General features: G+C 53.6%; 23 protein-coding genes and 1 tRNA gene. 8 read left to right on the forward strand and 16 right to left on the reverse strand.

Annotation, left to right across the window (positions count from 1 at the left end; genetic code table 11):
- Positions 1-54 precede the first annotated feature (54 nt).
- The 3 genes from GWK74_01720 to GWK74_01730 are packed head-to-tail and all read left to right on the forward strand — an operon-like array spanning position 55 to position 3,136.
- Complete coding sequence (locus GWK74_01720; protein ID QHU90840.1) at positions 55-762, forward strand: ATP-binding cassette domain-containing protein; 708 nt, start codon at positions 55-57, stop codon at positions 760-762.
- Positions 755-1,987 (forward strand): ABC transporter permease, encoded by a 1,233-nt coding sequence (locus GWK74_01725; protein ID QHU90238.1) that lies wholly within the window; start codon positions 755-757, stop codon positions 1,985-1,987. The genes GWK74_01720 and GWK74_01725 overlap by 8 nt, the downstream gene beginning before the upstream one ends.
- A gap of 3 nt (positions 1,988-1,990) precedes the next feature.
- On the forward strand, positions 1,991-3,136 hold the full coding sequence (locus GWK74_01730) for an AI-2E family transporter (GenBank protein ID QHU90239.1): 1,146 nt from the start codon (positions 1,991-1,993) through the stop codon (positions 3,134-3,136).
- Between the two features lie 12 nt (positions 3,137-3,148).
- On the opposite strand, the gene GWK74_01735 is transcribed toward GWK74_01730, so the two are convergent.
- Positions 3,149-4,579, reverse strand: a complete 1,431-nt coding sequence (locus tag GWK74_01735) for a cysteine--tRNA ligase (GenBank protein ID QHU90240.1) — start codon at positions 4,577-4,579, stop codon at positions 3,149-3,151.
- A 162-nt stretch (positions 4,580-4,741) separates the two neighbouring features.
- Between GWK74_01735 and GWK74_01740 the strand changes: the two genes are divergently transcribed.
- Both GWK74_01740 and GWK74_01745 read left to right on the forward strand, forming a co-directional pair.
- A complete protein-coding gene (locus GWK74_01740) occupies positions 4,742-5,200 on the forward strand; it encodes an NUDIX domain-containing protein (protein QHU90241.1) in 459 nt (152 codons plus the stop codon).
- A 468-nt stretch (positions 5,201-5,668) separates the two neighbouring features.
- On the forward strand, positions 5,669-5,827 hold the full coding sequence (locus tag GWK74_01745) for a hypothetical protein (protein QHU90242.1): 159 nt from the start codon (positions 5,669-5,671) through the stop codon (positions 5,825-5,827).
- A gap of 69 nt (positions 5,828-5,896) precedes the next feature.
- Here the strand turns inward: GWK74_01745 and der are convergent, their stop codons facing one another.
- The 9 genes from der to GWK74_01790 all read right to left on the reverse strand — a co-directional run bounded on the left by der (position 5,897) and on the right by GWK74_01790 (position 14,775).
- Positions 5,897-7,330 carry a ribosome biogenesis GTPase Der gene (gene der / locus GWK74_01750; GenBank protein ID QHU90243.1) on the reverse strand — a complete coding sequence of 478 codons (1,434 nt, stop codon included), beginning with the start codon at positions 7,328-7,330 and terminating at the stop codon, positions 5,897-5,899.
- Positions 7,331-7,378: 48 nt separating this feature from the next.
- Entirely contained in the window at positions 7,379-7,813 is a 435-nt protein-coding gene (locus GWK74_01755; protein ID QHU90244.1) for a hypothetical protein, read from the reverse strand.
- A 146-nt stretch (positions 7,814-7,959) separates the two neighbouring features.
- A complete protein-coding gene (locus GWK74_01760) occupies positions 7,960-8,157 on the reverse strand; it encodes a hypothetical protein (protein QHU90245.1) in 198 nt (65 codons plus the stop codon).
- Positions 8,158-8,318: 161 nt separating this feature from the next.
- Complete coding sequence (locus tag GWK74_01765; GenBank protein ID QHU90246.1) at positions 8,319-9,038, reverse strand: pseudouridine synthase; 720 nt, start codon at positions 9,036-9,038, stop codon at positions 8,319-8,321.
- 1 nt (position 9,039) lies between these two features.
- On the reverse strand, positions 9,040-10,395 hold the full coding sequence (locus GWK74_01770; protein ID QHU90247.1) for a response regulator: 1,356 nt from the start codon (positions 10,393-10,395) through the stop codon (positions 9,040-9,042).
- 45 nt (positions 10,396-10,440) lie between these two features.
- Positions 10,441-12,414, reverse strand: coding sequence for a PAS domain-containing protein (locus GWK74_01775; protein ID QHU90248.1), 1,974 nt, complete (start codon positions 12,412-12,414; stop codon positions 10,441-10,443).
- A 100-nt stretch (positions 12,415-12,514) separates the two neighbouring features.
- The gene (locus GWK74_01780) at positions 12,515-13,774 is read right to left on the reverse strand and encodes an FtsX-like permease family protein (GenBank protein ID QHU90249.1); all 1,260 of its coding nucleotides are present in this window, start codon (positions 13,772-13,774) and stop codon (positions 12,515-12,517) included.
- Entirely contained in the window at positions 13,771-14,493 is a 723-nt protein-coding gene (locus GWK74_01785; protein ID QHU90250.1) for an ATP-binding cassette domain-containing protein, read from the reverse strand. Before GWK74_01785 ends, GWK74_01780 begins: the two co-directional genes overlap by 4 nt.
- A gap of 54 nt (positions 14,494-14,547) precedes the next feature.
- Positions 14,548-14,775, reverse strand: coding sequence for a GNAT family N-acetyltransferase (locus GWK74_01790; GenBank protein QHU90251.1), 228 nt, complete (start codon positions 14,773-14,775; stop codon positions 14,548-14,550).
- Positions 14,776-14,827: 52 nt separating this feature from the next.
- Between GWK74_01790 and GWK74_01795 the strand changes: the two genes are divergently transcribed.
- Positions 14,828-15,148: a hypothetical protein gene (locus GWK74_01795; GenBank protein QHU90252.1), complete on the forward strand. Its 321-nt coding sequence runs from the start codon at positions 14,828-14,830 to the stop codon at positions 15,146-15,148.
- 22 nt (positions 15,149-15,170) lie between these two features.
- On the opposite strand, the gene GWK74_01800 is transcribed toward GWK74_01795, so the two are convergent.
- A complete protein-coding gene (locus tag GWK74_01800) occupies positions 15,171-15,383 on the reverse strand; it encodes a helix-turn-helix domain-containing protein (protein ID QHU90253.1) in 213 nt (70 codons plus the stop codon).
- A gap of 102 nt (positions 15,384-15,485) precedes the next feature.
- Between GWK74_01800 and GWK74_01805 the strand changes: the two genes are divergently transcribed.
- Together GWK74_01805 and GWK74_01810 are read left to right on the forward strand one after the other, a co-directional pair.
- On the forward strand, positions 15,486-17,615 hold the full coding sequence (locus GWK74_01805; GenBank protein ID QHU90254.1) for a hypothetical protein: 2,130 nt from the start codon (positions 15,486-15,488) through the stop codon (positions 17,613-17,615).
- 138 nt (positions 17,616-17,753) lie between these two features.
- Positions 17,754-17,921 (forward strand): hypothetical protein, encoded by a 168-nt coding sequence (locus GWK74_01810; protein QHU90255.1) that lies wholly within the window; start codon positions 17,754-17,756, stop codon positions 17,919-17,921.
- 25 nt (positions 17,922-17,946) lie between these two features.
- On the opposite strand, the gene GWK74_01815 is transcribed toward GWK74_01810, so the two are convergent.
- From GWK74_01815 to GWK74_01835, 5 genes are all read right to left on the reverse strand, one after another.
- A complete protein-coding gene (locus GWK74_01815) occupies positions 17,947-18,633 on the reverse strand; it encodes a hypothetical protein (GenBank protein QHU90256.1) in 687 nt (228 codons plus the stop codon).
- A 230-nt stretch (positions 18,634-18,863) separates the two neighbouring features.
- Positions 18,864-18,938, reverse strand: a tRNA-Glu gene (locus GWK74_01820).
- A gap of 44 nt (positions 18,939-18,982) precedes the next feature.
- Positions 18,983-19,357, reverse strand: a complete 375-nt coding sequence (locus tag GWK74_01825; GenBank protein QHU90257.1) for a response regulator — start codon at positions 19,355-19,357, stop codon at positions 18,983-18,985.
- 12 nt (positions 19,358-19,369) lie between these two features.
- Positions 19,370-20,926 carry a hypothetical protein gene (locus tag GWK74_01830; protein ID QHU90258.1) on the reverse strand — a complete coding sequence of 519 codons (1,557 nt, stop codon included), beginning with the start codon at positions 20,924-20,926 and terminating at the stop codon, positions 19,370-19,372.
- Positions 20,878-22,017, reverse strand: a complete 1,140-nt coding sequence (locus GWK74_01835) for a DUF3048 domain-containing protein (GenBank protein QHU90259.1) — start codon at positions 22,015-22,017, stop codon at positions 20,878-20,880. Before GWK74_01835 ends, GWK74_01830 begins: the two co-directional genes overlap by 49 nt.
- Positions 22,018-22,025: the final 8 nt, after the last annotated feature.

A 22,025-nucleotide genomic window follows, 5' to 3' on the forward strand; every position in this document is an offset into this window, starting at 1 on the left:
GGACGAGACACAGTGAAACAGCAGCAGCCGATTGTCGAGATTCGTCATTTTCGGATGGCGTTTGGCGACAAAATGGTCATCCAGGACCTCAGTTTTGAGGTGCGACGCGGTGAGGTGTTTGGATTCTTAGGCAGCAACGGCTCGGGAAAAACAACGACACTCAGGGCACTACTGGGACTATATGAGCCGGCGGGTGGCGAGCTGCTAGTTGACGGCAAACCGTATACGGTTGAGGATAGCGTCAAGCTAGGCTATCTCCCGGAGGAGCGTGGCCTGTACAAAAAAGAAAAAGTCATCGACACTATGATTTATTTTGGCCGGCTGAAGGGGCTCAGCAAAGAAGAAGCTCGCAATTTCTCCATGAATTATCTGGAGCGAGTTGGTTTAAGCGACAAGGCAAAAACTCGGCTGGACAAATTATCAGGCGGTCAGCAGCAAAAGATTCAGCTGGGTGTGACCATCATGGGCGACCCAGAGCTGCTCATTTTAGACGAGCCGACCAAGGGCTTTGACCCAGTCAACCGCCGCCTACTAATGAACATCATCGAAGAGCGACGCAAGGCTGGCGCAACGATTATTTATGTGACGCACCAGATGGAAGAGGTCGAACGACTATGCGACCGGCTGATTCTACTAAAAGATGGTCGGGCAGCGGCGTACGGTACGCTAGCAGAAGTGAAAAAGCAGTTCGGCGGCGCGTCAATGGATGATATTTTTGTGAAGGTTTACGGTGGCGAAAAGCAGGAGGTACGTCATGAGTAAGATGCATAATTTTGGGATGGTATTCAAATTTGAAGTGCTGCGCACCCTGAAAAAACCGACCTTCTGGCTGATAGCGCTGGGTTTTCCGGTTATGATCGGGTTGATTTTCGGTATTGTTCTTTGGTCAAATCAGGCGACTAAAGAGGCGGCCGACAAGCTTCAGGAGCAAAAATTTAGCATCACTATGACAGATCACTCAAAGCTAATCAAGCCAGAGATCGCGGCGGTAATGAAAGTCCAGTCTGTTGACTCTGAAGCTGAGGGTGTTGAAAAAGTCAAACATCGTCAGACCGATGCTTATTTCTATATACCGAAGAATCTCGAGAAGGAAACGATCAGAATATATGGCCAAGATACAGGGGTTTTCGAGAACAATAAGTACGAGGCAGTTGTCCGTACACTGCTGAGTCAGTCGGTTGATAGCAAGGTCACCGGATCAGAGGCGGCAGTGATCAAGCAGAAAGTTAATTCATCGCTCAAAACTTATAAAGACGGTAAAGAAAGTGGCGGTGTGAACGAGATGATCGTGCCGGGGTTCTTCTTGGTACTGTTCTATATGCTTGTTGCTTTCTTTGGCAATCAGATGCTGACGAGTACTGTCGAGGAGAAAGAAAACCGCACTGTGGAGATGTTGCTGACAACAGTGCGAGCCAAGACGCTGATCGTTGGTAAGATCTGGGCGTTAATCGCTCTATCGTTGATTCAGGGGATGGTCATCGTTGTACCGGTGTTAATTGCTTACTTTGGATTTGGTTCACAGCTGCATTTGTCTAGCTTCGACCTGTCGCAAATCGTATTTGATCCGACGAGGATCGCTATTGCTGTTGCGCTATTTGGCGCGAGCTTTACCATGCTGACCGGTTTGTTGGTGGCTATGGGAGCAATGATGCCAACTGCCAAGGAGGCAGGTTCGTGGGTTGGTCTGGTGATGATACTACTATTCGGGCCGCTGTATGCCGCGTCAGTATTTGTTTCATACCCAGAGTCAACGTTCTCAATGGCTATGTCGTACTTCCCGCTTACGGCACCAATTCCGTTGATGATTAGGAATACGGTCGGCAATTTGTCACTCATTGAGGCCTTGATCGGCGTGGCGGTCTTGGTGGTGTCTGCGGTACTGATCATGATGCTGGCGGTGCGGATTTTCCGCTACGGTGCGATGTCCTATGACAGCAAGTTATCTCTGTCGGCGTTGCGGATGAAGCGAAAAGCTGATAAAGTTTAGATTATGAAAGTACGCATTGAAATAGACACCAGAACATTTGTGCGGTTTTGGCTGGTGGTGATTGGCTTTGGGCTGGCGGGGTTGATGATTTATTCGGCGCGGGATGCGCTGATGGTGCTCGGGACGGCGTTGTTTCTGGCGCTGGCGCTGAACGCGCCGGTGCGTAAGTTGGCGTCGTGGCTGCCCGGCAAGAGTCGGCTGGGTGGGACGGCGCTGGCGTTTATGCTGCTAGTCATCATCTTGACTAGTGTGATTTGGTTTGTGGTGCCGCCATTGGTGCAACAATCGGCTAAGTTTGCCGAGACGCTGCCGGGGCTGGTCAACGGCGTTAACGAGCAGTGGCACGGGCTGAAGGGCTTTGTCGAGCAGAATGGCTTGCAGCCGCAGATTGATTCGCTGATGAATAATATTCGTGGTCAGGCATCTGGCTGGGCGGCGAGTTTTGGCGCGAATATCCTCGGCAGTATAGGCTCGCTGGCGTCATTTTTGGCATCGGCCTTTCTGGTGCTGGTGCTAACGTTCTTGATGTTGCTCGAGGGTCAGGAATGGATGGAGCGGCTGTGGCGATTGTATCGGGATGAGCAGCGGCGCGACCACCACAAGATGTTGGTTGGCAAGATTTATAACGTGGTGACTGGCTACATCGTTGGGCAGCTGACGGTGTCGGGGATCGGCTCACTGTGTGCTGGGGCGTTTGTGTTTGGCATGAGCTGGTTTATTCCGGAGATCACGGCTAACTTGGCAATGCCGGCGATTCTGCTGGTGTTCCTACTCAGCCTGATCCCGATGTTTGGGGCGACGATCGCTGGTGTGGTGGTGGGGTTGATGTTGATGCTTAATAGTGTGTCGGCGGGCGTTATCTATCTCATCTATTTCGTGATTTACCAGCAGATTGAGAATAATTTTATCGCGCCAGTCATTCAGGGCAAGAAAGTCGAGCTGTCGGCGCTGGCGATTTTGGTGGCGGTGACGGTCGGGCTGTATGTTGGCGGCTTGGTCGGTGGTGTGGTGGCTATTCCGATCGCTGGATCGCTCAAGGTGCTGATGGACGATTATCTGGCGCATAATCGCGGGCCGCAGGCACCGCCTCGCCGTTCGCCGCTAAAAAAGGCGCTCAAAAAAGCTGCTGAGACGAAGCCAGCTGAGTAAGCGGCCGAGAGATTATCGGTACGACCAAACTTGACCAGATGGGGTGTCGCGTAGGGCGATGCCCTTTTCGTCGAGTTGAGCGCGAATATCGTCGGCGGCCTGCCAGTTTTTGGCGCGGCGAGCCTGCTGACGCTCGAGGATGAGTCGCTTTGCTTCATCATCAATGTCTGGCGTGGTATTCATTAGCTCTAGGCCCAAAACCTCGTCAATTACCTCGAGTAGCTGCAGTAAACCGTCGCGGTGAATCTTCTCCAATGGCGCGTGATCCAGCCGTGAGAACGCCTCATCAATCAGCGCCAAGGCCCCCGGTGTATCCAAATTATCATTCAACTTTTCGACCAGCGCCTGCCGTGCCGCCAGCAGCGACACGGTGCCCTCCTGCTCATCTTTCTCATCGTCATCATCCAGCGTGTCGTGCGTCTGGTGTCGCAGCACCGCATAGCCGCGCCAATGGTCCAGCCGCGCCTGGGCTGCCTCCAAAATCTCCCAGGTGAAATTGCCCTCGGTTTGGTAGTGCTTGCTGAGAATCGCCAGCTTAAAGGCCATCGGACTAAAGCCTCGCGCCGTGATGTCGCTGAGGGTGATGATATTACCGAGGGATTTGCTCATCTTGCGGCTATCAACTTTGATGTGGTTGTTGTGTAGCCAAATTTGAGAAAACTGCTGTCCGGTCAAACTTTCACTCTGGGCAATCTCGTTGGTGTGATGTACCGGAATGTGGTCGATGCCACCGGTGTGAATGTCAATACTATCGCCGAGTGTCTCCCGGGCAATGGTCGAACATTCCAAATGCCAGCCCGGAAAGCCGACGCCCCACGGGCTGTCCCATTCCATGTCGCGCTTGATGTTAGTCGGTGAGAATTTCCAGACGGCGAAGTCGGTGATGTTGCGCTTGCCTGCCACGCTGACCCGCGCGCCAGCCTCCAAGCCCGCCACGTCCAGCCGCGCTAATTTGCCATAATCCGGCAGCCGCGACGTATCAAAATACATGCCGTCGCCGTCAATTTTATACAAAAATCCCTTCTCGTCTAGCCCCTTGGCAAAGTCAATTTGCTGCTGGATGTAGTCCGTTGCCCGCACCAAATGGTCGGGCCGCACCAATTTTAACACCTCATACGCTTCGTGATCAGCGATGGCGATATATTGCTCGGCGATATCCCAAGCGGTTTTACCCTCGCGGCGCGCACCCTTCTCCATCTTGTCTTCGCCATTATCATCATCACTGGTCAAGTGTCCAACGTCGGTGATATTCTGCGTCCGAATAACCGAGATGTCCTGCCAGCGCAGCAACCGTACCAACACATCCCAATAAATATAGCCAACCCAGTTGCCAATGTGTGGCTGCGAATACACCGTCAGCCCGCAGGTGTACATGCGAACCGTCTGCCCGTCGAGCGGCTGGAGTTCATCTTTGTGGCGCGTGAGGGTGTTATGGAGCTTCATTGCTTTTATTTTACAGGAAAAAGCAGAGATTGGCGAGTGGCCCTGCCCCCGTCGCAACTGAACGCTACCCCCCGCATCTCAGTCGTTATCTAGGCGGCTGTAAGATCTGTCTGTACCTATGGTATGATGACTCCAGGAAGTGTAAGGCGAGAAAGGCGATATATGGATACAACCTTGTTTCAATACTGTCAAAAAATAGTACTATTCAGTCAAGACGGCTCTGCCGTGCTGCTCGCCAGGCGTCGCGGGGAGGCTGATTATGATGGCGTGTTCTCGTTTATTGGCGGCAAGTTGGAGTCGACGGATGGTGGCCTGGTGAATGGTCTTCGGCGGGAGAAAAACGAGGAAATTGGCTCGGCCGCTAAAATTGCGGTGGTAACGAGTATCAGTGTTAATGAATATTTTGTCAAAACTAATGGGCAGGCCATGGTGCTACCGCACTATTATGCCCGGTTTATTGGCGGTGAAATTATGCTCAATGATGAGTATTCCGAGTATCGGTGGGTGAACCTACGTGAGTTAGATCAGTTTGAACCAAAGATTGAGACGATCGCCCCTACGGTTGAGGCTGTCCAAAAAATTATGCGAGTCGCCACCGAGGCGGATTATCGAGAGATGTGACGCGTATCGGCTACTCCCCACGCCCTCCAATGCCGGCCTAGATTTACGGTATTTTCTATAGTAAGTTCGCTTTCGTCGTTTCCGACTCATCAGCATAGACACGCATCTATGGAGCGAACATGACAAGCAGAGCTGACAGAGGTTCGCGGGAGGTTAGTTTTTCGGGGGTAAAAAGGTTACAATGAGTACCCATCCTGTGTCCTTTGCCTTATAGCAGTTTGCATGCGCTACAGGCAGGATAGTTTCCAAACAATGTCTTAGGCCTCCCTCCAGGAGACCCCTTGCTAATTCTAAGGGGGTGTCGACCGGCTCCTGGTATAATCCGCATCCGTCTGCTAGGTGGCTCCACTTTCGCCGCCATAGCCACGGCATATCAGATAGAGCGATTGATGCGGATATAGTTGTCTCTCCTTTGGAGTCTCCCTCAGCAAGGGCTTGTATTACCCGGCGGCGGAGCTGCGCGATTGCTTGCATCCACTTGGGGGTTGGCTCCAGTTGGCGTCCGAGCTCGGCGGCCTCATCTCTGACACGCTGCAGGAAGGCTTCCTCCTGTCTGCGCCGTTCGGCGATGCGCCAAGCCTTAAGTTCTTCTTGGTCATCGCGGTAGTCCGCAACATCTTTGCGTGAAATTTGCTCCATACCTGTTATATATCACTAATAGAATAAAATGTCAAAGTATTTTGTCAAAATGTGGCATTATATACCCTTCTCGGCATTTTTGGCCTGCTTGTAAGCTTTGGTGACGGGCGCCAGGCCGCGGGCGACGCGTTCACGGTTGGCTTTGAGTTGCTTTTCGTCGCGGAAAGATAGTTTGATGGGCGTGCCGGCAAAGTTGAAGGCTTCGCGCAGGGTGCGTTCGAGGTAGCGTTTGTAGCTCCAGTGGACGAATTTCAGGTTGCTACCGTAGATGACGAACCATGGCGGGGCTGTGTCGGTCTGGACGATGTAGCGCAGTTTCGGATGTGAGTTTTTCAGGCCAGCTGGCGGATGAGCGGCGACGGCTTTTTGTAAGAGGTCGTTTAAGATGCGGGTTTTGCACTCTTGGCGGCGGCGCTTGTAAATGTCGAGGGCTAGGTCGAACAATTTGGCGACGTTTTGGCCAGTGACTGATGAGGTGAAGATCAGTGGTGCGTAGGGTGTGAATTTGAAATGATAGCTAATTTGCGGTGCTAGCTCGTCATGGGTGTAGGCGTCTTTGCCTTCGACGGAGTCCCATTTGCTGACGACCAGGACTAGCCCCTTGCCTGCTTCGTCGATGATGCCAGCCAGCCGTTGATCTAATTGAACGTTCAATTCGTTAACGTCCATCAAGAGGAAGCAGATGTCGGCTTCGTTGATGGCCTGCATGGTGCGTAGGACGGAGAACTTTTCGATGCCGGTTTCTTGTTTGCCTTGGCGGCGAATGCCAGCGGTGTCCAGTAGCTCGATGGTCTGGCCGTGATAGCGGACTTGGACGCGGTTGACGTCGCGGGTGGTGCCGGCAACGTTGGCGACGATAGCTTGCTGCTTGCCTGCTAGGGTGTTGAACAAGTTACTTTTGCCGACATTTGGCCGACCAATCAAGGCGACGCGAATGATGTCGTCAGCTTCGGTTTGAGTGGCTGGCGGAATGAGATTGGCAATGTTGTCGAGTAGCTCGGAGATGCCAATGTTGTGCTCGGCAGAGGTTTTGATGATGGTTTTGATGCCGAGACGCTTGAATTCGTCGGTGTGGAGCGAGCCTTTGAGGTCAGCTTTATTGGCGATGAGGAGGACGGGCTTGCCGCTTTTGAGGGCTTTTTTAGCCAGTTGGCGATCGGCATCTGATGGATAGACGGTGGAGTCGACCATGACGAGAATGACATCTGCCGCGGCGGAGGCATCAGCGATTTGGTCTTGGATGGTGGATTCGAATTCGTCTTCGGCGGGTTTGAGGCCAGCGGTGTCGATGAGCCAGAATTCAGCCTGGCTTGCCTCGTCAGGAGATGAGGCGCGGCGTTTGTATGAGACTTTACCGACGACGTTGTCGCGGGTGGTGCCGGCTTCGCGGGCGACGATGGCGGTGCGGGCGCGCGTCAGGCGGTTGAACAGCGAACTTTTGCCAACGTTGGCTTGGCCGATGATGGCGACGGTAGGTAGTTTATTAGGCATAATTACGCTTATTATACCAGAGGCGTGAGGATTTAGCGAGGATAAGCGTTATATGCTGGATCCGACTAGACCAAAGCGGTATAGCGAATAATAGACGATGCAGCCGACAAAGAGGGCCGCCAGGAAAAATGCCAGGTAGCTGCTGCCGCGCCAGGCGTGCTTGGTTGATGATTTCTCGGTGCGTTTTGCCTGACGCCGGGCGAGGATGGCGAATGTCATGAGTCCGGCCAAGATGACGACTTCAATGCCTAACGCATACAAATTCAGCCCGAACTTTGGCTCCTGACCCAGCGGGATGACGTGCGGCTCGGCGATGTATGCTTGTGTTTTGTCAAACAGACAGACCTTGCGCTCGCGAACCGGCGTGATGATGAACATCGCGAAATCCTGTGGATGAGCGAACGGGTGATCGAAATCTACGTAGCTTTCCTTCCAGTGATACGGAACACCGGGTGAAAATGGATTAACAGCGGGCATGCACATGATGGTAGTATAGCACGGGGTTTTGGCGGGAGGCAATGAAAATAGCCCACCGAATGAGCTCAAGCTGCATGCGAGTATTCAACCCGAGAGATAGAAATTCTACCTCAATCAGATTGAGCACATACGGCGGGCTATTTTCGGTGGGCTTAGCCCTTCCTCTTCTCAAATCCCTCCTTGGCGACCATAGCCATAATTATGGCACTGACGAGGTTCAGCGTCGCCACGCCAACAAAGATGGCGATTATCCATGCGTCAGCTATGAGGCTGACCTTGATCGCTAGAGTTAGATAGTGTATCGCAGTTATTAGGTTAAGCATGAATACCACGAGGGCGATGACGACCATGATTACGCCTTTCTTGAAAAAGCTCAAAGCTAAAGGGCGACTTCCGCCCTTAAGACAAACTTTGAGCAAAAGCTGATATATATATCACTAATAGAACAAAATGTCAATGAAATTGAAGCAAAAATGTGGTATTATATGCGTTTTTTGACGCCTGAGGAGACCTAGGTAGTCAGTGGACCTTCGGTAAATTCCCCGCGTTTGATGTCACCGAGAGTGTGATTGCCAAAGTCTGTCCGGTGGAGTTTGGTGACGGTGTAGCCGAGGGCGGCGAAGGTGCGGCGGATTTGGCGGTTGCGGCCTTCGCTCATCTGGACGATCCAGCGGTGGTCGTCACCCTCGTGCTGGCGTTCTAGTGTCAAGCGGCTGGGCCCGTCAGGCAGCTGCACGCCAAAGTCGTTGATCATTTGCCGATGGAGCGGCCGCAGCGGCTGGTCGAGCGTCACCAGATAGCGCTTGATCTTATAAAAGGATGGGTGTGTCATCTGATGGGCAAAATCCCCGTCGTTGGTGAGGAGGATGAGTCCAGAACTGTCTTTGTCCAGGCGACCGACGGGCTTGAGGTGATGGAGGTCTTTCGGTAATAATTCGTAAATAGTCGGTACACCGCCCTGAGAGGCACGCGAACAGAGGTAGCCAACAGGTTTGTGGAGGAGGATGAGTTGGTGGGTTTGAGCGGTGAGTCGTTTGTTGCCGTGGCGAATAATGTCAGTCGTGGTGATGCGTTGGCCGAGCTTGGCGGGTTGGTCGTTCACCGTGACCGTGCCCTGCTTGATCAGCTCGTCAGCCTGGCGGCGCGACACACCAAGCGCCAGCGCCACGAATTTATTGAGGCGCTGGGCGGATGAATCGGTAGAATCGGATGCTTGCGTTGGTGTCGTCATACTAGGAGGCTACTGGTGGCTGCGGCGGAAAGGCGTTGGTCGGTGGCTGGGGTGTCGTTGGCTGTGCTGGCTCTGTCACGGGGGATGGCCCTCCTTCAGGGGTCAAGGTCTGCTCTGCCTCAGGCGTTGGGGTCGAGGTTGGATCAGTTGGCATCGGTGCTGGGGTGGGCAGGACGAACGGTGTATCGTCATCTTGTGGCTGTGATGATGCCGCGTTGGCGAGCTCGGCATTGATCGCGGTACCAGCATCAAGCAGCTGGTCATCGGCTGGCGTCGGTAGTGGCTCGAGTGCATCTAGTGTCAGGTCGCCGTGCGGCCCCGCCATAGCATCAGGCGTCGGCAGCGTGAAGTCGCCTGAATCTGGCGTTGGCTGTGGTGCGGCCTGCATAGACTCGAGTTGGTCGCTGAGCTCCTGCTCCATCATCTTGGACATGTCTGGCTGTGGTTCTTGGCTCAGTGGCTGGATTACTCGTTCGCCACCGTGGCTGGTCGGCTGCGGCGATGGTGATGAGGTCGGTGCTGTTGGCTGTGGCAAGGTGTCGGTCGGGGTGGTCGGTGCTGCTTCAGGAGATGGGGTCAGCGCTGACTCAGAGACCGGAGTTTGCTCTACCTTGGGCGCTGGGGTTGGCGCTGGGTCGGCTGGCGTCACTGGTTCTGTAGTGGCCGGCTCGGCGGTTTGCTCAGTCGATGCGGACGGAGCCGTCGGTGCCAATGGGGCGCTCGGCAGGACGAACGGTGCTGGGTCGGTTGCTGGAGGGGTCGAATTGTCTGGGCTAGCTTGAGCGGGTGCGATGGCTGAATCATCGTGGGTCGTCGGAGTTATTGGTGCGGTCGGTGCCGGAGTGACAACGTGGGTTGCAATTGCTATCTCTGTTGGTGATGGCAAGGTAACTGCCGGAGCGTCTTGCTGGGTGGCCGGTGCCGCCAACGGCGCGTCAGCTGCTACGGGCTCTGCGGCCGGCTCGGGCGCGACGGGAGTCGGTTCTGGCGCGTCGCCGAGTACTTCGTGGACAGTGCGCACCACGTCTTCGATGCCAACTTGCGACTTAACGAGGTAGCGATCTGCGCCGAGGGCTTCGCCACGTTGACGCTGGTCTTCGGATGACAATGCGGTCATCATGATGACTTTGACGTCGCGTGTCTCGGTGGTCGAGCGCAAGATATCCAGCATGTCAAAGCCGGAAATCTTGGGCATCATCACGTCGCTAACGATCAAGGCCGGGCGTTCTTTGATAGCCATAGCCAAAGCCTCTTCACCGTCGCCCGCCGAAACGATGTCGTAGCCCTCAGCTAGTAACCTGACGCCGTAAATCTCGCGCAGGCTTTTGTCGTCTTCTACTAGTAAAATCTTTGTCATAACTACCCCTACTATACCGAAGTTTGCGCCAAAATACTATAGTGGTTATGGTTTTTGTTGGGCAGCGTCTGGCTCTGGGGTAGCGAGCGGTGCTGATGGCATGGGTGTAGCGGTTGGCTCAGGCGGTATGGGCATGGCGGGCGCGGGAGTGGTTGGTTCAGGTGGTGGCGTGAACATCAGCGGCAGCGGGCTAAAGTTGGGCGGCGGCACCGGCGGCGTGGCCGGCTTAGTTAGGACGGTATCGGCAGCGTCCGGTTGGGTGGCATTGATCGGGACGGTTGGCTGGACGGCGACAGCGGTTGGCGGTTCGGTGGCTAGTGGTGGAGCAGCGGGTGCGGGGATGGTTGGTAATTGACGCATCGCCTCGTCGGTTCGAGTGCGAGGGATCTCGAGAAAGAAGGTGCTGCCCTTGCGGTATTCGCTGATGACGAATAAGCGGCCAGACATCGCCTCAGCGAGGCGGCGACTGAGATACAGACCGAGGCCGGTGCCGCCGATCTCGCGGGTGTCGGAATTGTCGACGCGGTAGAACTTTTGAAAGAGGTGCGGCACATCTTCGGCGGGGATGCCGATGCCGCTGTCCTGGACGCTGATGGTGATCGTTTTGTCGTCGCCGGTGATGTCTACGACTACTTCCCCGTCGGGCGTGTACTTGATGGCGTTTTCGATCAAGTTAGAAACAACTTCGCGGAGGTGGTCGGCATCGACGTTGGCGTAGTAGGCTGGCTGGACAGTGGCGGCGGCGTCCGGACGGAAGGTGCAGACGAGGCCTTTTTCGGCGGCACGTGGTGCCAGGCCCTCAAAAATCTCGCCGACAAAGGTGGTGATATTGATGATCTGCGGCTCATTCTTGAGGCGGCCATCTTCGGCGCGGCTGATGTCGAGCAGATCTTGGAACAGTCGACCCAGGTGCTGGGCCGAGGCGTGGGCCTTGGTGATGAAATCGCGCGCCTTGTCGTCGATGTGGGCGGTGGCTGGGTTGAGCGCCAGGCCGAGGTAGCCCTCGATGGAGGCGACGGGAGTGCGCATTTCGTGACTGGCGGTAGAGATGAATTCGGCTTGCTGGCGCTCCTCGGCTTTTTCCTTGGTGATGTCGCGAAAAACGACGATGATGCCTTCGTTGTCTTTACCGACTGGCGAGGCGACGATGGAGACGAGGATTTGCTTGTCAGAGGCGGTGCGGAGGAGTAATTTGTCGGAGTGCGCCGGCCGATTATTGATCAGTGACTGCATGACCGGGTTTTCGGTGACGGTGACGTCTTTGCCATCGGCGGTGACTAATTGGATGACGCTTTGCCATTTGAGGCCGAGGGCGTCGCCTTGGTTCCAGCCGATGATCCGCTGGGCCGAGGGGTTGATTAGCTCGATATTGCCCTCGCGCGAGATGGCCAGCACGCCGTCGTCGATGGTGTTAATGACGATGTCAGAGGTGCCTTCGGCGGTGGATAGCTTGGTGCGGAGTTCAGATATGTCGCCGAGCTTACTGACGCGCGGCTGATGGCGCCAGATGATAAAGCCAAGAGCTAGGGGCGCCAGGCCAAAAAATAGGGCGCCAATCGTGGCGATGAGGCTGGCGTGCTGGGTGATGGCGGCAGTGGTGATGGCGATGATGACGAGGAGGCTGGTGCCGAGGACAACGGGCCAGCCAAAGAAGCCGGCGAACACCGCAGCGCTGAGCCAGGCGGCGGCGAATGGCGAGGCCAGAAAGCCGCTGGTGGCAACCAGTGAGCCGACGGCAAGGATGATCAGGCCGTAGACAGCGATGGATGCGGCGGTGATGGCTCGGCGCGGTAGCCACAGACAGAGGATGAGGGCGGCAAGGCTGACGAGGGCGCTGATGGCGGCGGCGAGGTCGGTGATGGCTTCGCCGATGGGTAGCCGGTAACCGGTCGGGATAAAACGCGCCCAAGCATAGAGGAGGACGATGACTAGCCCGACGAACAAGGCCGCCTCGCATAGTCGCCGCAGCCAAAATCGCGATAATTCACCGACTTGCGAAACATCCCCCGCCCACTTCATGCTTGTATTATAGACCGAGACGGGCGAAAATGATACCCACATTGAGCCACGTCACGGCAAGTCAAGCATGGTACGTATTCAGCTGCCCCGAGGGGCGCACTTAGCCCTTCCCTAAAATCGCCTCGAGCATCTTCATTCGCGAGGCCATGATGGCGGGGATGGCGCCGCTGATGATGGCAACTACCAGCACAACCTCAGCACGGAATAGCAATTCCCACCACGATATGTTGAGTGTCACGTCGGCAATTGGTAGACTGAACGGATGCGCCACTACATATGGCACTAGTCCACCGAGGAAAATTACCAAGCCGACCGCTATACCGCACACCGCATAAAATAGCGCTAGTAGAACGTAGCTAAAGACGATCACTCGCGGCTTGACGCCAATTGCCCGCTGAATGCCGATTTGCCGCCGCTTGTTGATGATGTCAACGTAAATCACGATGAAGATCGTCACCGCCGCAATGATAATGCCAACTATCAGCATAATAGCGTTGAGCGACTGAAAGCTACCGGTAATCGTATCCATAACCGTCGCTCCGTCACGCCAATCGTGAACCCGCAGGCCCGGATAGTTCAGGTCAGTAAGTGCTCGTTGCACCGACGCTTCCTTGCCGCGGCTGGTGCGCACGACGATCATGCTGGCATCGTTCTCGCCAGCCGTCAAATGGCTCGGTATACCGCTGGTGAGCTTGCGCCATAAACCGCGCGAGATGTACGCCTGAATATCTGCATTATAGAACTTCGTCGAGGTAATACCGCCGACCTTAACGTTGACCTTTTTACCGTTAACATTTATCGTTACCCGATCGCCAACTTTGACCCCTTCAAGAGAACCTCTCTCGAGCAGCCGGCTACCCAGCACGATCTCGTCGTCGCTCGCCGCCAAAAACGTTCCGTCCGACACGCGGTTAGCGACCTCCAGGGTTTGGCGAAAGGCTTGCGGATTAACGACATTGATTCGAGCTTGTACCTGCTTGTCATCGTTATATCCTAATATTGCCGGTACAGCCAGGATTTTGTCAGCCGACGTGACGCCGTCGATGCGTTTGATCTCGGCCAGCTTGTTATCGACATTGGTGATGTACTCGCCGGGCTTTTTGACATCAATATAGGCCTCGCCGACCATCAGGTTCTTGATCTGCGATTCAATCGCCGACGTGACGCCAGCTAGCAGCGACGATATGAAGGCTAGATTAATGAACGCCACCGCCACTAGCAGCGTCGTCAGGCCCAGCGTCCACTTGCGGCCGCGCACGATGTACTGCCGCATCAATCGCCAACCCAGCAAGAACTCGCGCCACAGATTGTTCTTGGGCTGCGGCGTTTGCGTTTCCTGCGTTTTGCGGGACTGGCTCATAGTAGCCTCCCGGCTGCGGGTTGACGCTCGCCTTTTAATTTGCCGTTTTCAAACACGATTTGCCGCTTGGCATAGGCTAGTTCATCAGCTTCATGCGAGATCATCACCAAGGTTATGCCGCTGGCGTTAATTTCCTTCAACGTTTCCATGACATTTGTTGAGGCGACCGTATCTAGGTTAGCCGTCGGCTCGTCGGCAAAAATAATGTGCGGCTCATTGACCAGAGCCCGGGCAATCGCCACGCGCTGCTGTTCGCCGCCAGATAATTGCGATGGCAGATGGCGCGCTCTGTCCTTCAAACCAACACGATCCAGTTCTTGCAGAGCTTTTTGCTTAGCAATCTTCGCCGAGCACCACATCAGCCGCGGCAACATGACGTTTTCTAGGGCGGTGAGTTCACGAATCAGGGCGTACTCTTGAAAAATATAGCCAACTTGGCGCAGGCGTAGTTCAATTCGCTGTTTTTCTGGTAGCTGAGTGATCTCTATCGCTGGTGTCTCGTCACCCCTACTATCAAACCAGATTGTGCCGCTATCAGGGCGATCCAACATCGCCACCTGATGCATAAAGGTCGATTTGCCCGAACCGTTGCGCCCTGTGATCATTAGAAAATCGCCGTGACGAATCGAAAAACTGACGTCCTTGAGCGCACGCGTGGCGCTATCACCCGAGCCGTACGTCTTGCTGAGATGCTCAATGGTAAGAATTTCGCGGGCCATAGTATCAGTATAGCGCGCGGTGGGGCGCCGCTTCAAGCCGAGATCCCGAAAAACCTACCGTAGTTTTGTTATCATTTCTACTTCGCGGGCCGTAAGACCATATTTTTCATAGAACGTTATGGCGCGCTGGTTGCTGCTCAGCACTTTTAGCCGCAAGGTATCGCAATTTTTACTCTGGAAATAGCGCTTCATTTCATCCAGTAAGGCTCGTCCGATACCGCTGCGGCGCTGCTCTGGCTCGACATAAAGCAGTCCGATCCAGCCGTCTTTTCGCGGCCGCATGCACTGCATCGAAAGCGGCGTCCTGACCAGGTTGATGATCAATAATCACACCTTGAATAAAGCCGACCACCTGGCCGTTCTCCTCGGCAACATACATCGCGCCGTCCATATCCTCACTATCGTCGATCATCCGCTGCATGTAGCCGTGCGCGTCTCGCGGGCTAGCGAACGGCAGCGATTCCGCCGTGTCGTTAACCTGTGCGAAATGCGCGTGCAGCTTAATAGCCAGTTCGTCGATTGCGGCGCGGTCTTTGGGGTGGAAGGGGCGGATTGTCATGATTATGTTCTGTATAAGATAGTCTGCCGTAAAGTTACTATTTTAGTTATAACACAAAATAGCCATAGATTCCGCGGTTGGTCGGCAGGCCCTTAGTGCTTAGGAGCAGAAAAGTATATTATGTAAATAAGGTGGGGATGGAGACTTTTAGCGCTTTGGCTATCCTGTCAATATTATCGACTGAAATATTTTGTTCGCCACGTTCTATTGCTCCTATATACGTTCGATGAAGCCCGGCTTTATCTGCTAGTTGCTCCTGCGAAAAACCGCTCTTCTTGCGAAGCTCACGAACACGTTTTCCGAATAATCGTCTGACCCTAGGGACCGCCATTTGCTACATAGGGGTCGTGGGCTGTTCTCTGCGCACGCAGGGTGTCTACTGGCTCCGTTCTTTCACATCGTTGTACTATCCAAAGTAAGGAGGTATTTGTAAATGCTCAAGAGGCCGCTTCTCGTGGTTCCGGGTATCCCGAAAGATGATGGCATTAAGTTCATTATGTCCGACCGAGAGATCTTCTTGGGATCTGAAATAGCACCGATTGCTTGGAATATTCTGGAATTGTGCAATGGAATGAATCCCATTCATGCAATTGCCGAACAGCTCTCAAGCATTGATGCAAATTTCACGATAGGATTCTTGAATGACTTGAATTCGCTCGGTATTGTCATTGATAGTTGTGAGGTATACAAACGCTTTCACGCAATCAGTGCAAACCCCATGACCTATCCTTCTGACATTACGGATGAAGAAGTTATGAGTCATGTCAAGTCTCCGCGTATGAAAATCAAGGAGGGTGTCGAATTCTCATTCACCGCTGAAGATAACCTCTCTAAGCTTACGGAGCTTCAGAGGCTTCGCTCTAGCTGTAGGAACTTCACCGGCGAGCCTCTATCTATTGAAGAGGTTGGCGTCTTGCTGAATGTTGGCTACTCTTTTGAGAGGCATGCAGTCCCTTCCGCGGGCAATCTTTATCCGATGAAGATATTTGTCATTGCCCTAGAAGACCAAAAGGATTTTCCGGCTGGATATTATGAGTACGATAGTGAATGTGATCGCCTCATACTATTTAACGGAACTCCTGATTTTCAGCGGATTTCTCATGCATTTAATGCCGTAGGGTTGCCCTTTGGCGCAAGCGTGATGCTTGTGATTGCTGCCGATGCAAATCGCCAGCCGTACAAGTACTCAAACTTGGGGTATCGCTTTATGGCTATTGAAGCGGGTGAAATTGCTCAGAATATTGCCCTTGGGGCGATAGAATCTGGCATGGATACCTGTCTTCTCAGGGGCATGAGAGAAAAAGAAGTCTCTGATGAGCTGCAACTTGAGGGCTGTCTCTCATTTCTTGCAATTGCGCTTGGTAAATCTGCTGGTGCAGAAGTAAGAACAGAACGATCTTTGCTCTCTCGGCTAGAGGATGAAGTTGTCGGAGATGTAAAACCAGTTCGTCGCGTCTGGCTTACCGACAACACACTATCCAATGACTACGGCAAGTCATATTTCCAGTTTTTGTCCGTTGCGCAGAATGGTCAAATTGCAAGTGGGATATCGACATCGTGGTCTGATGCGAGGCTTAAGGCCATAGCCGAAGGTTATGAGAGACAGCGTTCAACAGACGTATTCTACGATGTCTATTCATCGGCTCAAAACCTTCCAGGTCCGTGGCTTGATCCTCGAGTTGCTGCGCCTCTCACTGATGCGCAGTATATCCGGCTTCCGTATTTGCAAAAGTTCAATGAGGATCTGGAAATTGAGTGGATCAGAGGAGTAAATCATAAAGGAGAGACGGTATTCGTACCGATCGACTTGGTGTTTTATTCCATGGAAAACCTTGGTAGAAAGTTGGTAGTGGACACTTGCTCTTCGGGGTTCGCCGCCTATACTAATTTCGAAGAGGCTGTTAATCGAGGTCTCCTAGAGCTCATTGAGCGTGACGGTTTGATGCGAAGCTGGTACGAAAAGCGCAGTCCGCATAAGTTGGATCCTGCGGTTTTGCCAACTCATTTGCGAAACAGAATGGAATACTGGAAAGACCGAGGGCACAACATAGTTGTACTTGATCTGAGCCAGAAAGGGGTTATTATCATTGAGGTGGTGATAATTTCTGATTCGTACCCCTGTTTCGTAAGTGGCGCATCCAGCTCGCTTGATACGTTTGAGGAAGCCGCTATCAAGGCTTTTCAGGAGGCTGAGTCTCGTTTGATCTATGGGTTAAACGCTCAGAAGCCACGAAGACTGATTCCACGTCATGTTCATAGTGTTCTTGATCATGAGATGCTTTACGCTCAATCAAAGCAATACCATGAGTGTGTGAAGTTTCTGTTCGGAGGTAAAACTTTGGACAGAGCTTCTGTACCAACAGCATCAATCGATACCTCGAAAAAGGAGCTGGAGATTGTTGTGGTGGATGTCTCTGAGAAACACTCGATACTGAAAGTAGCTAAGGTGTTGAGTTGCAAGCTGATACCAATTAGCTTTGGATTTGGCACTGGACACTATTCTCATCATTCTCTGACTGGGGTGGCACGAGGCGACAGTCTTATGCCACACTACTTTGCTTGAGTCCATTTTACACTGATATGCGATTGTGTTTTGATGGATTCGCGAATCCAAACAGAAAGGAGGTGATTTACATGTACACCGAAACTCTCTCGACCATTACAGTGGCTGTGTCTCCACTGTCGCGAATCATGGCCAGTGGTGGCGGAAGTCACTGTGGCGGCGGTTCCGGCGGCGGAAACTGTGGTAACGGTGGTGGTAGCGGTTGTGCTGGCGGTAGCTGTGGCTCCGGATGCGGAGGCAGCAGCAGCTGTGGCAGTGGCTGCGGCAAGTGATGCTGATACTACAACGAAGATAAGACGTAGCTAAAACTACGCCCCCGTCGTTACGCATATCACGATGGGGACTTTTCAATATCCGGAGTGAAATCTCTATAGCTAGCAAAAGTTGCTTGTGCAATCGTTTGATTGGTTTTTAGTAAATATTGTTTCACGAAGTAATAACCTAGTTTATAGCCTGTCCAGCGTGGTAAATTATCATTGCCAGTATAAAATATTGCATTATAGTCATAAGCCGTGTTGTTAAAGTTGTTTTTTAGTGCCGCTATCATAGCGTCAACTTCTTTTTGTTTGGTATTTTGTATTTTACGCAGGAAGAACTGTTTATTATACTGCTTAAACCTATTCATCGCTTCCTCTTCAAGTACAACTGCCAATCCCTCCAAGATCATACCATCAAACATTGTCTCGGCATATTCTGGAACTTTCTCCCAGCGCAAAGAATGTGCCAACTCGTGGCATATTGTCTCAAAAACAAAATCTTCGTTAATTTGGTGCTGATGTTTATTAACAGACAGCATAATGAGACGCGAGTTATGTGTTCTACCTGCAATTCCGTCCTCGGTGATGGTTGGTAATAAGAAAGACGGAGTAATCACGACCATATCGACGTTATAATTGAATTGTTGAAACATTTCTGAGATAAATACCTCGGCTTTTTTAGCTGCCTGGCGAAATATGAAACAGTCGGTGTCGTTAAAAATATGATTAGCATTGGCGATGTGAAGATAAATTTTGCCCATGGGCATATTATAGAAAAAAGTGTGAATATGACCAGTTTCAGAGATTTGAGGCGTAGTATGGTGAAACAGTCCTACGACATATTTCTTTCATTGCCGCGGAAATAGAACGTTGCCAGCGGGATTTTTGATGAGGAATGTGGGTGGTCTTTGTAGCTTAGATTCCACAAAAACAGCTCGCCACCAGAGGTAAACGAGCTGTTTCAAATCCGAACGGAATATAAATCCCTGTATGGTGACCCTACCGGGAATCGAACCCGGGTTGCTGGGATGAGAACCCAGTGTCCTAACCGCTAGACGATAGGGCCGTGTTAAGCTACCGGGTCATTATAGCATGGTTAGCTGGGGGCGTCTAGCCCATCTTGTTGACGACGTCGATCAGCTTGCGGGGCGTGATGTCGGCCTTGATGAGGTAGCCGTCAACACGGTTCATGATGGCGGATTTGGTGGCATCGTCCTGCTCAAAGTTCGTCATGATGAGGATTTTGCTCTCTGGAATCAAGTCAGTATCATCAGAGCGCAGAGCGTCCAAAATTTGGTCGCCGCGCTGTTCGGGCAGCATTAAATCAAGGATGATCAAGTCAAACGGCTGACTCCGGGCCATAACCAGCCCATCATTACCATCAACCACCCAGGTCACGTCATAGCCAGCTTTTTGCAGGCTGCGCACATACATCTCGCCGATAAAGCGGTCGTCCTCCACGCACAAGATTGTTTTGATCGCCATACTTCCCTCCTCTTATCCTCGATACATAGCGTGATTTTTTATCCAGCCACCGCCCTGGCGAATCAGATTGCGATTGAGCTGTCCGTCTTCGAGTAGCTTGTCCTTGACGGCGGCGTACACCGGCACGGTAAACGAAAAGACCGAGCCTTCGTTCTCTTTGGAGCGCGCGGTGATGTGGCCGCCGTGACTCTCAATAAAGGCCTTGCAGATGTAGAGGCCGATGCCGGTGCCAGAAACGGTCTCGCGGCTGCGGTGCGAGCGGTAGAATTTGTGAAATAGATTTTTGACGACGCTCGGTGGCATGCCGACGCCGTTGTCGGCGACGGAGACTTCGATAACATCGCCCTTTTGTTCGGCACTGACCGAGACAGTGCCGCCCTCGAAACTGTATTTGATGGCGTTGTCGATGAGGTTGGAAATGACCTCGCTAATACTGGAGCGGTCGGCAGCGACAGTCGGCAGGTCGCTTGGGATGCTGATATTGAGCAAGCGGTGCTGCGTCGACGCGCGCAGCTGCATGTCGTCGGCGATCGAGCCATAGATGTCAGACAGCGAGTCCTCAGCGAGGTGGATGCTGAGGTGGTGGCGGTCGAACTTAGCGACGTTGAGGATATTGTTGATATAGCCAGACAGGCGGTTGGCGGAGACCGTCAGCCGTGCTAGTAGCTGCGGCTCGTCACCTTTCAGGCGGCCGGCTAGCTCCTCGGCGAGGACGTCGAGATAGCCGCGGATGATGGTGATCGGGCCGCGGAGTTCGTGGGCGGCGAAGGAGATGAAATTGAGGTCTTCTTCCTCGGGTAGGTATTGGGCTGAGCGGTCGATGAGGACGATGACGGTCTCGCCGGGTGCGTCTTTTTGGTAGGAGGCAATGATGTCAAAGAAGCGAGTTTTTTTGAAGGCACCGTTGGTGGTGGCGACGCGGCGCCAGGTACGCTCGGCGGAGACTTGGCGGGCGTCGGCGTCGCTGAGCCAGGCTGTGAGCGACTGCTCGTTGAGAAAATCCAGCGCCAGATACGGCTGGCCGTCGGCGTCAGTGGCAATTGGTGCAGCCTTGTTGGCGGAGATGATACGCTTGGCGGGATCGAGGACAACGATGCCGCAGCTGGTGTGGTTAAGCGCCTGGGTTAGCAGCGCGTCGGGACTTGGCGGTGGTGCGGGTTGAGTCGGCTCGTCATAGATGAGTTCAAGGACGGTCTTGAAGCCGGTTTTGGCGTGTTGCTCGGCGTTCGGGTTTGGTAGCGGCCTGGTGGTGCGCTCGCCGCGTTTATGGATCAGCGCAGTCAAGATATTATCAAGCGGCCGGCCGGCGATGATGATCAGAACGGCCGAAAGAAAGCTGCCGACAATGAAAATCGTACCAGTAATTAACCAGAACGCTGGGTGATTCCACGAGGTAAGACCAGTGATATTGAGGACGACACCACTGATGAGCGCCACCGCCATCTGCCCGGCCAGTGCACAAGCGAACAACATGCGCCGGTGGTATCGTCGAAAGCTACAGATTGACGTGCCGCCAGCTGTCATCGCCACGTGACGGATCCCCGCCCGGGCGTAAACACGCCGATCCATGTTTGGCCGCGACCCAGGGTAAAGTCTTTGCCATTTTCGTCAAGCAGTTTGAGCGGTGCGGTGAGGCTATCTTTCTTCCAGGTGATGGCGGTAGCGGTGCCGTTCTGGAAGACGGTCGCCTTGCCCGAGCCAATGGTGACGGTGTCCTCGTAGCCATCTGGCCCGACGCGTCGCTCGACGGGCGCTTCAAGGGCGATGACGACATGTGGGGCGATCTGGCCACCTTCCCGGTCGGCGTGCGGTGCGCCAGCTAGTGAGCGTTTGTAGGTGTTGGTCGCTTTGTCATAAGCATAGGCGGTATTGTACATGCCGCTGCTAAAGTTGAGCTGGATAGTGGTGGCATTTGGTGTCTCGACCGGCTTGCCATCGCTGCGTTTGAAGCCAGTAAATGATGATTCCTTGAAACCTTTGCTGGCGTTCAGAGCATCAAGCTTCTCGCCAGATGTGTAGACATTGTGTGGGGCGCGGCGGTCGCTGGCTCGCCAATAACTGCCGCCATTAAAGAACTGGTCGATGTCGCGGTAGCCGCTGCTGCGGACGGTATCGAGAGCGTTCGGGCTGCCGCCGACGTGGGCGATGGAGGCTTGGTACTGCGCGCCCCAGCTGAGATAGTAAAGGCGGAGGCTACGAACTGGGCCGATGAGGCCGGGCTTAGCGCCCTGATAAACAGCGAGGAAGCGCGTGATGCCACCCTCGGCGACGGCCTCATAGACGATACCGGCTCCGGAGAGGCCGGACTGTGGGCGAGCATCAGGGCTGTTCTCGATCATGACGGCGGTGACGGGCTGCTTGGTGGCTGCTTCATCAGCGACCTCGAGACCGGTGAGTGGTGAGTAGAATTTGGTTGGCTTTTTCTTAGCGGCGAAAAACGGCAGACCACCGTCGTGCTGGACAGAATTGATAGCGACGATGAAAATACCAGCGATAACCAGCGAGGCGGTGATGAGGACGATCGCCCACAAATGCTTTTTGCACCACTGGGCAAACGAGCGTTTTTTGGCCGGGGCGTTTGGTGATGCCGGCTCAAGTTTAGCTGATTTTACCGTCGGTTTTTGGGCCGCGGTGGCTGGGCGAGGATTCTTGATGTGCATGGGTTTAG

This window comes from Candidatus Saccharibacteria bacterium oral taxon 488 (assembly GCA_010202115.1).
GTDB lineage: Bacteria > Patescibacteriota > Saccharimonadia > Saccharimonadales > Saccharimonadaceae > Nanosynbacter.

Bases quoted from the DNA above. Each gene is read 5' to 3' on its own strand.
- GWK74_01720 (QHU90840.1), top strand. From the start codon at position 55: ATGGCGTTTGGCGACAAAATGGTCATCCAGGACCTCAGTTTTGAGGTG.
- GWK74_01725 (QHU90238.1), top strand. From the start codon at position 755: ATGAGTAAGATGCATAATTTTGGGATGGTATTCAAATTTGAAGTGCTG.
- GWK74_01730 (QHU90239.1), top strand. From the start codon at position 1,991: ATGAAAGTACGCATTGAAATAGACACCAGAACATTTGTGCGGTTTTGG.
- GWK74_01735 (QHU90240.1), bottom strand. From the start codon at position 4,579: ATGAAGCTCCATAACACCCTCACGCGCCACAAAGATGAACTCCAGCCG.
- GWK74_01740 (QHU90241.1), top strand. From the start codon at position 4,742: ATGGATACAACCTTGTTTCAATACTGTCAAAAAATAGTACTATTCAGT.
- der (QHU90243.1), bottom strand. From the start codon at position 7,330: ATGCCTAATAAACTACCTACCGTCGCCATCATCGGCCAAGCCAACGTT.
- GWK74_01755 (QHU90244.1), bottom strand. From the start codon at position 7,813: ATGTGCATGCCCGCTGTTAATCCATTTTCACCCGGTGTTCCGTATCAC.
- GWK74_01760 (QHU90245.1), bottom strand. From the start codon at position 8,157: ATGGTCGTCATCGCCCTCGTGGTATTCATGCTTAACCTAATAACTGCG.
- GWK74_01765 (QHU90246.1), bottom strand. From the start codon at position 9,038: ATGACGACACCAACGCAAGCATCCGATTCTACCGATTCATCCGCCCAG.
- GWK74_01770 (QHU90247.1), bottom strand. From the start codon at position 10,395: ATGACAAAGATTTTACTAGTAGAAGACGACAAAAGCCTGCGCGAGATT.
- GWK74_01775 (QHU90248.1), bottom strand. From the start codon at position 12,414: ATGAAGTGGGCGGGGGATGTTTCGCAAGTCGGTGAATTATCGCGATTT.
- GWK74_01780 (QHU90249.1), bottom strand. From the start codon at position 13,774: ATGAGCCAGTCCCGCAAAACGCAGGAAACGCAAACGCCGCAGCCCAAG.
- GWK74_01785 (QHU90250.1), bottom strand. From the start codon at position 14,493: ATGGCCCGCGAAATTCTTACCATTGAGCATCTCAGCAAGACGTACGGC.
- GWK74_01790 (QHU90251.1), bottom strand. From the start codon at position 14,775: ATGCGGCCGCGAAAAGACGGCTGGATCGGACTGCTTTATGTCGAGCCA.
- GWK74_01800 (QHU90253.1), bottom strand. From the start codon at position 15,383: ATGGCGGTCCCTAGGGTCAGACGATTATTCGGAAAACGTGTTCGTGAG.
- GWK74_01805 (QHU90254.1), top strand. From the start codon at position 15,486: ATGCTCAAGAGGCCGCTTCTCGTGGTTCCGGGTATCCCGAAAGATGAT.
- GWK74_01815 (QHU90256.1), bottom strand. From the start codon at position 18,633: ATGGGCAAAATTTATCTTCACATCGCCAATGCTAATCATATTTTTAAC.
- GWK74_01825 (QHU90257.1), bottom strand. From the start codon at position 19,357: ATGGCGATCAAAACAATCTTGTGCGTGGAGGACGACCGCTTTATCGGC.
- GWK74_01830 (QHU90258.1), bottom strand. From the start codon at position 20,926: ATGGATCGGCGTGTTTACGCCCGGGCGGGGATCCGTCACGTGGCGATG.
- GWK74_01835 (QHU90259.1), bottom strand. From the start codon at position 22,017: ATGCACATCAAGAATCCTCGCCCAGCCACCGCGGCCCAAAAACCGACG.